Source organism: Streptomyces hyaluromycini (genome assembly GCF_002217755.1).
In the GTDB taxonomy this organism is placed as follows: Bacteria; Actinomycetota; Actinomycetes; order Streptomycetales; family Streptomycetaceae; genus Streptomyces; species Streptomyces hyaluromycini.
This window is the reverse complement of sequence record NZ_BCFL01000018.1, coordinates 687,417-699,030: the sequence shown is the minus strand read 5'-3', so window position 1 is coordinate 699,030 and position 11,614 is coordinate 687,417. Positions and strand designations below refer to the sequence as shown.

At 73.8% G+C, this 11,614-nt stretch carries 9 protein-coding genes; 6 read left to right on the top strand and 3 right to left on the bottom strand.

Annotated elements, in window-relative coordinates; genetic code table 11:
• Positions 1–108: 108 nt before the first annotated feature.
• On the top strand, positions 109–1,815 hold the full coding sequence (locus SSP29_RS16175) for a zinc-binding metallopeptidase family protein (RefSeq protein ID WP_089101329.1): 1,707 nt from the start codon (positions 109–111) through the stop codon (positions 1,813–1,815).
• Between the two features lie 25 nt (positions 1,816–1,840).
• Here SSP29_RS16175 and SSP29_RS16170 read toward each other — a convergent pair whose 3' ends face one another.
• A complete protein-coding gene (locus SSP29_RS16170) occupies positions 1,841–2,407 on the bottom strand; it encodes a PadR family transcriptional regulator (RefSeq protein WP_089101328.1) in 567 nt (188 codons plus the stop codon).
• Between the two features lie 139 nt (positions 2,408–2,546).
• On the opposite strand from SSP29_RS16170, the gene SSP29_RS16165 reads away from it, so the two are divergent.
• The 3 genes from SSP29_RS16165 to SSP29_RS16160 all read left to right on the top strand — a co-directional run bounded on the left by SSP29_RS16165 (position 2,547) and on the right by SSP29_RS16160 (position 3,684).
• Complete coding sequence (locus tag SSP29_RS16165) at positions 2,547–2,726, top strand: hypothetical protein (RefSeq protein WP_145968900.1); 180 nt, start codon at positions 2,547–2,549, stop codon at positions 2,724–2,726.
• 42 nt (positions 2,727–2,768) lie between these two features.
• The gene (locus SSP29_RS58460) at positions 2,769–2,924 is read left to right on the top strand and encodes a hypothetical protein (protein WP_167449923.1); all 156 of its coding nucleotides are present in this window, start codon (positions 2,769–2,771) and stop codon (positions 2,922–2,924) included.
• 88 nt (positions 2,925–3,012) lie between these two features.
• Positions 3,013–3,684, top strand: a complete 672-nt coding sequence (locus SSP29_RS16160; RefSeq protein ID WP_089101326.1) for an RNA polymerase sigma factor — start codon at positions 3,013–3,015, stop codon at positions 3,682–3,684.
• 4 nt (positions 3,685–3,688) lie between these two features.
• On the opposite strand, the gene SSP29_RS16155 is transcribed toward SSP29_RS16160, so the two are convergent.
• Entirely contained in the window at positions 3,689–6,541 is a 2,853-nt protein-coding gene (locus SSP29_RS16155; RefSeq protein ID WP_089101325.1) for an AAA family ATPase, read from the bottom strand.
• A 282-nt stretch (positions 6,542–6,823) separates the two neighbouring features.
• On the opposite strand from SSP29_RS16155, the gene SSP29_RS16150 reads away from it, so the two are divergent.
• The gene (locus tag SSP29_RS16150; RefSeq protein WP_150134274.1) at positions 6,824–7,501 is read left to right on the top strand and encodes an alpha/beta fold hydrolase; all 678 of its coding nucleotides are present in this window, start codon (positions 6,824–6,826) and stop codon (positions 7,499–7,501) included.
• A 114-nt stretch (positions 7,502–7,615) separates the two neighbouring features.
• Positions 7,616–8,179, top strand: coding sequence for a hypothetical protein (locus tag SSP29_RS16145; protein ID WP_089101640.1), 564 nt, complete (start codon positions 7,616–7,618; stop codon positions 8,177–8,179).
• A 66-nt stretch (positions 8,180–8,245) separates the two neighbouring features.
• Here the strand turns inward: SSP29_RS16145 and SSP29_RS16140 are convergent, their stop codons facing one another.
• Positions 8,246–11,581, bottom strand: a complete 3,336-nt coding sequence (locus SSP29_RS16140; RefSeq protein ID WP_089101324.1) for a right-handed parallel beta-helix repeat-containing protein — start codon at positions 11,579–11,581, stop codon at positions 8,246–8,248.
• Positions 11,582–11,614: the final 33 nt, after the last annotated feature.

The following is an 11,614-nucleotide window of genomic DNA, read 5'->3' as shown; positions in this document are numbered from 1 at the left end:
ATCGGAGTCCGCCATGGGCCGCAGGTCGTCGGCCGAGCAACGGCGTTCCCGAACCGACGCCCGCCGTACGGCGGTTCACCCCACGCTCCCGGTGAAACGAGAGACCGCATGACAGACGTGACCATGGGCCGCAGACGCCTGCTGAAGATGTTCGGCCTGAGTGCCACCGCGACCACGGCCGCCGTACTCCAGGCGGACCCGGTGCTGGCGGCGACCCTGGGATACGACGAGCGGACCGGGGTCTCTCCCGCCGACTACCGGGCACCCACGGGTCTCGCCGAGGACACCGACGCGAAGCGGACGGCGCTCGACTGGATCGGCACCCACGAGGGCGCGATAACGCGGCTGAGCGACGAGGTGTGGGAGCACGCCGAACTGTCCCTGCGCGAGTGGAACTCCTCCCTCGCCACCGCCCGGCTGCTGAAGGCCAACGGGTTCGACATCACCTGGGGCCCCGCCGGCTTCCCGACCGCCTTCGTCGCCACCTACGGCAACGGCGGTCCGGGCGGCCCGGTCCTCGGCTTCAACGCCGAGTACGACGCCCTGCCGGGCCTGTCCCAGAAGAAGGGCGCAGGCAGCCACGACCCGCTGGCCTACAACTACGACGCCTACGGCCCCTCGTACGGCGCCGGGCACGGCGACGCCCACAACACCCTCGGCGCGGGCGGCACCGCGGCGGCGATCGCGACGGCGCACGCGATCCGCACGCACGGCCTGAAGGCCACCGTGAAGCTGTTCGGCAGCGCCGGCGAGGAGCAGCTCGTCGGCAAGGCGTACGCCGTCAAGGCCGGTGTCTACGACGGCCTCGACGCCTTCCTCGACTGGCACCCCTTCAACGTCACGATGCCGTTCTGGAACACCACCAGCGCCCTGATCTCGGCCACCTTCACCTTCCTCGGCGCCTCCGGGCACGGCGGCTCGCCGCTCGGCAACAAGAGTGGCCTGGACGGCGCCCTGCTGATGGCGACGATGTCGGAGTACCTGCGGGAGAAGAACGTCGCCGCCTCCGGCCGCTTCCACTACGCGGTCATCAACGGGGGCGGCGCCCCGAACGTGACCCCGGACATGTGCTCCATCTGGTTCTTCGTCCGCGAGGGCAGCCCGGAGCGCGCCCGCGTCCTCTACGACAAGATCGTGGCGTGTGCGCAGGCCGCCGCCCAGGCCAGCCAGACCCGGCTGGTGCACAGGTTCCACTCCGCGACCTGGAACCTGCTGGCCAACAAGGCCGGCGCGGAGCTGCTCAACGACAACATGCGGCAGATCGGGGCGCCGCGGTTCACCGACGCCGACCACGCGCTGGCGAAGGCCGTGCAGAAGTCGCTGGGCAAGCCGGAGACGGGCATGCCGACGGAGCTGACCCCGCTGACCCCGCCGGCCGCGTCGTACACGGGCGGACTGTCCACCGACACGGCCGACATCAGCTGGCAGGCACCCACCGCCGTCCTGCTGTCCGCCGCCTACCCGCCCGGGATCCCCAACCACAACTGGGGCGTCACCGCGACCGCGGCCACCAACATCGGCCACCAGGCGCTGCTCTCCGCGGCCCGGTACCTGGCGGCCGCCGCCGTCGACCTGATCGAGCAGCCGGACCGACTGGCGGCGATGCGGCAGGAGTTCGAGGACCGCACCCAGGGTGTCGCCTGGGCGTCGATGATTCCCGACGGCACCCAGCCGCCGCTCTACCAGCCGCCGGCCGCCTTCCTCCGGGAGACCGGGCAGAGCTGGCCGCCGCCCGGGGTGACCTGGCCGGTGCCGCAGGTGGTCGCCGCCGAGCAGCTCGGCACCACCGGCCCCGCTCTGCCGCCCGTGACCTGAGGGGTACGACCGCGCCGTCCCGTTCCTAGGCGGGTTCCGGTATCTCCGGCTGCCCGGCGGCCGGCGCGGTGAGCCGCCTCTCGCGGAGCCGCTCGGCCGCCCAGCGGGCCCACTCCTGCTCCAGGGCGCGCTGGCGCAGGCCGTACTCCAGGACGAGCCGGCCGCACTCGGCCATCGCGTCCCGGTCCCACGGCTCCGCGTCCCGCAGCGCCACCAGGTCGTCGTACTCCCTGGCCGCGGTGTCCGCGTACCGCAGGAGGCGCGCCACGGCCTCCTCGGGGGGCAGGAGCCCCAGGAAGAACGTCTGCAGGAGCATCGGGTTGCGCTGCGGCTGGTGCTCTTCCCGCTCGGCCAGCCAGCGGCGCGCCTCCGCGTGCCCCTCGGGGGTCAGCGCGTACTGCTTGCGGCCCCGCGGGCCCTCGTCGGTCACCGTGATCAGGCCGGTGGCGTCCAGCTTCGTCAGCTCGCCGTAGACCTGGCTCTGCCTGGCCGGCCAGACCTGGCCCAGTGAGGTGTTGAAGATCTTCAGCAGGTCGTAGCCGCTGCCGGGGCGGAAGACAAGCAGGCCCAAGAGGGCGTGGCGAAGGCTCATGTCCCTCACTCTAACTCTCTTATTCCAATGTTGACAGGTCGCATCCCACATTCCAGCCTTGACATGTTGGCGAAGGAACTTCTACGTTCCACATGTCAACGTTGGAATCTCGAATCCAAGGACACACATCGTGGGCTTCGTGGCTTACGCACGAGGGTTCTGCCCCTGGATCGCCGCAGGGTTCGTGACCGCCGCCGACTGGCGCTGGGGAGCGGTGGCCGGCCCCGCGGTCTTCACCGCCCGCCACCCCGCCCGCGTCCGGGCCCGCGTCCAGGCCCGCGTGCAGGCCCTGCGGGCCCGGCAGGCCGCGACCTCCTGACCACCGCCCACGCCGACCGCTTCGCCGGAAGGAGCAGTTCCCATGACCACGAGCAAGACCCCGCCGCCCCTCGCACCGCTGCCGGACGAGACCACCGGCCCTGTGATCCCCGAAGCCGAAACCGAAGCCGACGTCGGTCGCCCGTCCCGGTGCCGGGCCGCCGGTCTCCCCGTCAGGTGGCTGCCGGATGCCGGCTGACCGGTCACGGCCTGCCGTCCGGGTCGTTTCCGCGGGGTGCCGGCGTCGGCGCGACCGGGGGAGCGGTGCCGGGCAGGAGGGGGATCTCATGGTTCGGGAAGCCGCGGAGGGCGCGGGCGCCGAGGACGCGGTGCTGACGCGGGCGGCCCAGTCGGGCGAGGTCGCCGCGCTGGGGGTGCTGCTGGAGCGGCACCGGGCGGGCATGCGGGCAGTCGCGCTGAGCGTGCTGGGGCGGGCGGCGGACGTCGACGACGTCCTGCAGGACGCGGCGCTGACGGCGCTGCTGCGGATCGGAGACGTCCGCGACCCGGCGGCGGTGGGCGCCTGGCTGCGCATGATCGTGCGCAACGGGAGCCGGTCCGTGCTGCGGTACTCCGCCCTGGTGCTGCCGGTGGAGGAGCTGGCCGCGCCGTCGCAGGACGCCGGCCCGGAACAGTGGCTGGAGCGCAACGCGGTGCGGGACTGGCTCTGGGCGGCGCTGGAGGAACTCTCCCCGGTGCTGCGCATGCCGCTGGTGCTGCGCTACTTCACCGCGGAGGGCGCCTCGTACGAGCTGATCGCCCTCGCCTGCGGGATCCCGCTGGGCACCGTGCGCAGCCGGCTCAGCCAGGGGCGGGCCAAACTCGCCGTCGCGCTGGCCGCCACCGCGGACGCCCCGCACGGCGACGCCGGGCAACGGGTCCGGGCCAGCCGGACCGAGGCGCGCCGGATGCTCGACGCCGCGCGGGAGGAGCTGGCCCGCACCACGCTGGCCTCCTGACGGTTCAGGCGGTCTGTTCCGGGGCCAGGCCGGTGAGCGCGTCGCGCAGGCCCGCGCGGGAGGTGACGTTCAGCTTCGGGAAGGCCTTGCTCAGGTGCCCGGCCACCGTGCGGGGCGACAGGAAGAGCTGGGCGGCGATCTGCTTGTTGGTCAGCCCCGTGGCGGCCAGCCGGGCGACCTGCAGCTCCTGCGGGGTCAGCAGTGCGGGCCGGCCGGCGCCGGGGGCCGCGGCGCCGACGGGGATGCCGCTCGCCCGCAGCTCGTTCGCGGCCCGCGCGCTCCACGGCTCGGCCCCCAGCCGCCGGAACGTGCCGAGCGCGGCGTCCAGATGGCCCCGGGCCTCGGCACCCGCCTTCGCCCGGCGCAGCCGCTCGCCGTAGGCCAGGCGGATCCGCGCCCACTCGAACGGCCAGCGTTCCGCGTCGGGGGTGTCGACGGCCCGCCGGAACAGCTCGTGGTCGATGACGTCGGGGGTGGCGATGGCCTGGGCCGCGTCGGCCATCATGGCCAGCCGCGGCGAGACGGCGGGGATCCCGGTCCCGCGCACCGCCGCCACGTGCGCGGCCGCCTCGGCGTGCCGGCCGGTGCGGGCCGCGGCCTCGGCGAAGTCCAGGAAGAGCCACAGGGCGTGGGGGAGGTGCGCCGGAATCTCACCGGGGGTGATCACCGACCGCAGGTGGCAGTAGGCGCTCTCGAAGTCCGCGGCGCCGAGCGCGGACAGCGCCCGGATGTGCGCGGCGTACACCCGCAGCAGCCCGAGTCCCCGCGGGTTCCCCCAGGCCACGAGGCGGTCGGCGGTCCTTTGGGCGGTGTGGGTGTCACCCTGGGCGGCCGCCAGCAGCCCCCGCAGGAACCGGCCCGGCTCCGCCGTCAGACGGTAGTTGTACATGGTGCACCAGCGCAGGCCCTCCTCGGTGAGCTTGGGCAGGTCGTCCCACTGGCCGCTGAAGTAGGCGTCGTTGGCGAGCAGGAAGAACGCCTCGATGGCCATGGTGATGGCGCCGCCGTCCCGGCCGTCGTCGACGACCCGCCGCAGCGCGCTGCGGCAGCCGGGCAGCCGGTCGACATAGGCGGCGGCGACCGCCGTACGGGCGATGCGCCGGGGGTCGGTCTCCCGGTGCAGGTCCGCGACCATGTCGTCGAGGAGGTCCAGGACGTGCGGCGGCACGTGCGCGGGATCGCCGAAGGTGCCGCGCAGCACGCACAGCAGGTGGTCGGGGGAGAGCTGCTGGGCCTTGGCCACCTCGGCGTCGAAGAGCCGCCACAGCTCGGGCCGGCCGCTGTGGAAGCACACCATGAGCAGGGTGAGCAGTGCCTCGTTCAGGATGTCGTCGTCGGCACCGCCCGTCCCGGCGTGGTTGCGGACCGCCCCCGTGAGCAGTCGGTGGGCGGTGTCCACGTCGCCCTCGCTGTTGATGAGCCGGCTGGCGGCCGCGGTCGCGGCGGCGAGCGAACCGCTGCCCACCGGGTCCGCGAGCAGGGCGTTGTCCAGCAGCGCGTGTACGTTGCGGAGGTCACCGGTGATGTTGGCGCCCAGGCAGGCCGCCTCGGCCAGCAGCCGCCCCCGGGCCCCGCCCGTGCTGCTCAGGTCGGAGGCGCGCAGCAGGGTGGTGATGGCGCCGACGGCGTCCCCGCGGCGCAGCGTGCTGTAGGCCACCTCGTGCAGCAGGGCGGCCACCTCGTCGTCCGGGCCGACCGCGGCGTTGGCCAGGTGCCGGGCCCGGTGCTCGGACCCCTCCGGGAACTCCCGGGCCAGCGCCAGATGCCCGCGCCGCCGCTCCCCGCCCGTCGACAGCTCCATCACCGCGGACCGGGTCAGCGGGTGCCGGAAGGCCAGCCGGCCGGTGGCGGAGTCGACCCGCACCAGGCCCGCCTGCTCGGCCGGGCCCAGCCCGGTCAGCACATCGCCCCCGTCCAGGGCCCGTTCCAGGATGTGCAGCCCGCCCGATCCGTCGAGCACGGCGAGCAGCAGCAGCTCCCGGGTCCGGTCCGGCAGCGCGCCGACCCGTACGGCGAAGACCTTCTTCAGCCGCTCGGGCAACGGGAGCACGGCCGGCAGCGGCCCGCGTTCCTGCTGCTGCGCCTCGTTGAGGGTGCCCGGCAGCTCCAGCAGGGCCAGCGGGTTGCCGGCCGCCTCCGTGACCAGCCGCTGCCGTACCCGGGGCGCCATCGCCGGGAACCGCTGCGCCACCAGTTGGTGCGCGGCAGCCTCGTCCAGCGGTCTGACCTCGTGCGCCGGTATCCCGGTAGTGCTCAGGAAGGACTCGTCACCGGTCCGGGACGCCGCCAGCAGCGCCACCGGCGCGCTCTGGGTGTAGCGGGCGACGGTGCCCAGCACGATGGCGCTGGGCCGGTCCAGCCACGCCACGTCGTCGATCACGATCGTCACGGGCCCGCTGCGCGCGGCCTTCCGGGACAGCAGGACCTGCACCGCGCCCGCGACGGCGAGGAGTTCGGTCGGCTGCTCGTCCGACACCCCGCGCACCGCCCGCAGCGTCTCCGCCTGCCACGGGGGCAGATCGGCGATCTCCGCCGTCAGCGACTGGAGTACCTGGTTCAGGGCGGCGAAGCTGACACTCACCTCGAACTGCGAACCCACCACCCGCAGCACCTGGAAACCCGCGTCCCGCGCCCGCCGCGCCGCCGCGTCCAGCAGGGCGGTCTTCCCCACCCCCGCCTCACCGGTCAGCATCAGCGCCCGGCCCCGCGCGGCGACGGAACCGAAGAACCCGTCGAGGAGCGCCAGCTCCGCCGAACGCCCGACGAGACCGCCTGGTACGCCGGGACCGCCTGGTACGCCGGGGTCGCCGGCGAGGTGTTCGCCGTCTTCCGCGGCCGGGGGTGTGGGGGACGACATGATGAAACAGCTTCCCATCGTGGTCGGACCGGATCGAGTCGGGCCGGGTTCGGTTCGGGTTCGGGTTCGGGCTCTGCGACTGGATGGTGGACCGGTGCCGAAAGTTCGGACGTGCCGTAGTGGCGTGCGTCACAGTGACAGACGGGCTGTCCTGCCTGCCCGTGCGGGCGATCAGGTCATCTTGTCGGTACGGCGCATGTCACGGCCTCGTACAGTGAGGACGGCGAAGCGGCCCGGACACGGTGCGGAGCCCGACGGCCCGTCACGACAAGGGGAAGATCTGTGCGGAACGTGATTCTCGTCCACGGCGCGTTCGTGGACGGATCCGGCTGGGCGGGGGTGCACGAGCGCCTCGTCGGCGCGGGATACCGGGTCACCGTCGCGCAGAACGCCACCCGGTCCCTCGCCGAGGACGTCGCGGCGGTCCGGCGGCTCATCGCCCTGCAGGACGGGCCGGTGACCCTGGTGGGGCACTCCTACGGCGGTGTCGTCACCACCGAGGCCGGTGTCGACCCCAAGGTGTCCGCCCTCGTCTACGTCGCCGCGTTCGCGCCGGACCGCGGCGAGTCCGTCGACTCCCTGATCGCCGACCCGCCGCCGGGCGTGTCGGTGCCGCCGTTCCTGCCGATGCGCGACGGCTATGTGCTGCTCGACCGCGACCGGTTCCACGCCTCCTTCGCCGGTGACCTGCCCGAGGCGCGGGCGCGGTTCATGGCCGACTCGCAGGTGCCGTGGGGATCCGAGGCGCTGTGCGGGAGCGTCGGCGAACCCGCGTGGCGGACCAGGCCCAGCTGGTACCTGGTCGCGGCCGACGACCGGATGATCCCGCCGCTGGCCCAGCGGTCGATGGCCGAGCGCGCGGGCGCCACGGTCGTCGAGGTGCCCGGCAGCCATGCCATCTATGTGTCGCGGCCCGAGGTGGTCGTCGATGTCATCGAGCGGGCCACCGCCACCGGTTGAGACACCCGTCGGCCCGAGTCACGCCCCTGGCACGCTCCGTGTGCGTACGCTGTAGCCCCGCGCGGAGCACAACGGCGTCCCCGCGTGGCGCACATCGACGAGAGGCACGACCGCATGTCCGAGTCATCCGGCACCGAGCTGGCGTCCGAGTACAGCGCGCGGATCGCGCAGGACCTGGAACTCAACACAGCGGAACAGGACCGTCTCGCCACCGAGATCGCCGCCCTGGAAGAGCGGTTGCGCGCGGTACGGGAGAACAGGGTGGTGCTGGAGCGGCTGCAGCAGGCGCTCACTCCGCAGGCCACCGCCTCCGTACCCGGGGCCGCCGGGGCCGCCGGGATCGCCGAAGCGGCCGACGTCACCGATGCCGTCGAGGCCGCCGTCCCGCACCAGCGGACCGAGCCCGCGCCGCACCGCGCCGACTCCGCGCAGCCGAGCCCCGCGGGGCCGAAGCCGAGCCTCGTCGAGGCCGTCCACACCTATCTCGCCGAGCAGCGCGAGCCGCGCTCCGCGACCGACGTCGCCGAGGCGATCAGGGCCGGTCAGCCCGGCCGCACCATCAAGACGACGGTGATCCGTACGACGCTGGAGAACCTCGTCGCCAGGAACCGGGTCCGGCGCACCAAGCAGGGCCGGGCGGTCTTCTACACCCTGTCGGCACCGGAGGCCGGAGCCTGACACCGCTCCCGGTCCGCCCGGGACACATGTCCGCCGTCCGGGGCCGGGCGGACGCGGACCTGTGCGTCAGCCCGGCAGACCGGCCTGCGCCCCCTGCTCCTCGGTGTGCGGCAGGTCCTGCGGCAGCAGCAGGGTGAGGGCCTCCAGGTCCGGGCTGGCGATGCCGCCCAGCCGGCCCGCCTGCCGGGTCATCATCGACTCGACCAGCCGGCGGGCCAGCCGGGCGTTGCCGAACGACCGGTCGCGCGGAACCGCGTCCAGGTGGGCGTGCAGGGCCTCCAGGGTGGCCGGGGCGCACTTGTAGCCGGCGCTCGCGGTCATCTCCCCGACGATCTCCAGGAGTTCGGCCGTCGTGTAGTCCTCGAACCGCACATGCCGGGAGAACCGGGACGCCAGACCGGGGTTGGAGTCCAGGAACCGTCCCATCTCCCGCGGATAGCCGGCGACGATCACCACCACCTCGTCGCGGTGGTCCTCCATCAGCTTCAGCAGCGTGTCGACCGCCTCCCGGCCGAAGTCCTGCGGCGCGTTCTCGGGGGTGAGGGTGTACGCCTCGTCGATGAACAGCACCCCGCCGAGGGCCTTCTCGAAGGCCTCGGCGGTGAGCTGCGCGGTGTGCCCGATGTAGCGGCCCACCAGGTCGGCGCGGGCCACCTCGACCAGCTGGCCGCGCGGCAGGATCCCGAAGGAGCGCAGCAGGTCGGCGTAGAGCCGGGCCACGGTGGTCTTGCCGGTGCCGGGCGGGCCGGAGAAGACCAGGTGGTGGCTGACCTTCGGGGTGGGCAGCCCGACCGCCTGCCGCTGCCGGGTGGTGGTCAGCAGGTCCAGGATGCCGCGCACCTCGCGCTTGACCGCGCCCAGACCGATCATGCCGTTCAGCCGGGCCAGCACGTCGGAGTCGCCGGGCGCCGCCGTGCCGCCGCCGCGGACCTCGGCGGCCTCCGCCTCGCCCACGTCCTCGGGCAGGATCAGCAGCAGGTCGGCCTCGGTCGCCTCGGGCAGCGACGCCAGCCGGAACGACTGCCGGTCCACCATCTCCTCGAACACCCGGCGCGCGGCACGGCCGTTGCCGAAGGTCGCGTCCCGCTGCATCCGGCCGAAGTGCAGGTGCAGCGCCTGCATCGCCAGCGGGTCGAGGACATAGCGGTGCGCGGCACACATGTTCTCGGTGATGGTGACCAGCTCGTCCACCGAGTAGTTGGCGAACTCGATGGTGCGGGTGAACCGGGAGGCGAGGCCCGGGTTGGCGGCCAGGAAGTCCTGCATCTCCTTCGAGTACCCGGCGACGATCACCACGACCTCGTCGCGGTGGTCCTCCACCAGCTTCACCAGGGTGTCGATCGCCTCCCGCCCGAAGTCAGCGCCCGACCCCTTGCTGTCCGACAGCAGCGTGTACGCCTCGTCGACGAACAGCACACCGCCCAGGGCCCGTTCGAAGACCTCCGTGGTCTTGATGGCGGTCCCGCCGATGACCTGGGCGACCAGGTCGGAGCGGGACACCTCGACGATGTGCCCGGAGGACAGCATGCCGAGGTCGGCGAGGATGCTGCCGTAGAGCCGGGCCACGGTGGTCTTGCCGGTGCCGGGCGGACCGGCGAAGACCAGGTGGCGGCTCATCGGCGGTGCCGGGATGCCCAGTTCGGCCCGGCGCTGCGCCAGCCGGCCCAGGTTCACCAGGGTGTTGACCTGGTGCTTGACCCCGGCCAGCCCGACCAGGTTGTCGAGTTCCGCGAACGGCCCCTGCGGCTCGGCGGGTTCCTCCTCCGCGCCCTCCGCGCCCTCCGCGAGCGGTCCCGGCTCGGCGCCCGGCCAGGCGTCCGGCCGGTGGTTGTCCGTACTGGTCAGCCCGGACACCGACAGCCGCGGTCCGGGCTTCCCGGCCCGCAGCCCGGCGCCCTTGTTGCCGCGCACCGCACACCCGGTCACCGACACCTGCTCGCCGCTGTCGATCCGGACACCGTCCGCGCCGTTCTCCGAGACCTCGCAGCCGCTGAGCGCGGCCCGCCCCCCGGCCGCCACCAGCACCCCGTGCCGGCCGGAACCGGCGACCCGCAGCCGTACCAGCGCCACCTCGCCGCCCTCCTCCACCGTCACCCCGGAGTCGGCCGAGCCGCTCACCTCGCAGTCCCGCAGCGAGCCCAGCCCGCGGGCGCCCACCGACACACCGGACTTGCCCGCCCCGCGGATCACCGAGTCCCCGACGTGCGGGTTGCCGTGCCCCTCCGTGCGCAGCCCGTGCCCGCCCGCCGACTCGACGGTGCAGTCCTCCAGACGGCCCCGCCCGTCCTCCGCGACCAGCACACCGGGACCCCGGGCGCCGGTCACCAGCGCCCGCCGCAGCAGCGGATTCGCACCGGAGCGGATCGACACCCCGATCCCCCCGCTGTCCGCGACCGTCAGCCGGTCGAACTCGGCCGCCGACTCGTCCACCAGCTGCACCCCGATCCCCGCGCAGTCGGCGACCCGCACCCCGACCAGCACCGGCGCGCTCGACTCGCCCACGTACACGCCCGGTTCGGCCGCACCCGTGAACTCGCAGTCCGTGTACGTGCCCCGGGACCGCTCGGTGACCACCAGACCGCCGCCCCCGGTGCGGGCGCTGCCGCAGGCCCGCAGCTGCGGGTCGCTGCCGGCGGCCACCACGAAACCGTGCCCGCGGGTGCCGTCGACCCGTACGTCCGTCAGCGACACCCGCGCCGAACTCGCCGCATAGACGCCGATCGCACCGCCGTGCACCTGGACCCGGGCCGCCGACAGCGCGGTGCCGCCCTCCAGGGCCAGCGCCGGCTTGTCCGTCGAGGAGATCTCGCAGTCCTCCACCGAGCCGCGCGAACTCCCGTTCGCCAGCAGGCCGTTGCCCCGGGCGTCGCGGAGCGTGCAGTGCCGTACGGTGGCCCGGCCCTGCTCGCTGATCACGATCGCCGAGGTGCCCAGGTTCTCCACCAGGCAGCCCTCGATGATGCTGCCCGCGGCGGCCGTCTCCACGATGCCGGCGCCGACCGGGTTGGTGACCCGGCAGCCGCGCATCGCGAGCGAGCCGGTGCCGCGGCTCAGTACGGCCGTCCAGCCGCCGCCGGTCACCTCGCAGCCGTCCAGCGCGACCTGGCCGCGCACCGCGTCCACCACCGGCAGGTCGCCCTCGCCCGCCCGCAGCACCAGGTCGGTGAGGAGCACGGCGTCGGCGGCGAGCGTGATCGCGCTGCCGCGCACCGGCTCGATCCGCACCGAGGCACGGGGGCCCTCGGCGACCAGCGTCACCCGGGTCCGGACGGTCAGCGCCTCCGCGTAACTCCCGGGCAGGATCCGTATCACCGCGCCGGAATGGGCCCGGGCCAGCGCCTCCCCGATCGTCGGGAACTCGCCCGTGCCGTCCTGGCCTACGGTCAGAAGCTGGCGTGCCACGGGCCGGTCCTCCTCGGTTCTCGGTGGTTCTCT

Excerpts from the sequence above, each read along its gene's own strand:
- SSP29_RS16175 (WP_089101329.1), top strand. The coding sequence starts at position 109 with ATGACAGACGTGACCATGGGCCGCAGACGCCTGCTGAAGATGTTCGGC.
- SSP29_RS16145 (WP_089101640.1), top strand. The coding sequence starts at position 7,616 with ATGTCCGAGTCATCCGGCACCGAGCTGGCGTCCGAGTACAGCGCGCGG.
- SSP29_RS16170 (WP_089101328.1), bottom strand. The coding sequence starts at position 2,407 with ATGAGCCTTCGCCACGCCCTCTTGGGCCTGCTTGTCTTCCGCCCCGGC.
- SSP29_RS16160 (WP_089101326.1), top strand. The coding sequence starts at position 3,013 with ATGGTTCGGGAAGCCGCGGAGGGCGCGGGCGCCGAGGACGCGGTGCTG.
- SSP29_RS16155 (WP_089101325.1), bottom strand. The coding sequence starts at position 6,541 with ATGTCGTCCCCCACACCCCCGGCCGCGGAAGACGGCGAACACCTCGCC.
- SSP29_RS58460 (WP_167449923.1), top strand. The coding sequence starts at position 2,769 with ATGACCACGAGCAAGACCCCGCCGCCCCTCGCACCGCTGCCGGACGAG.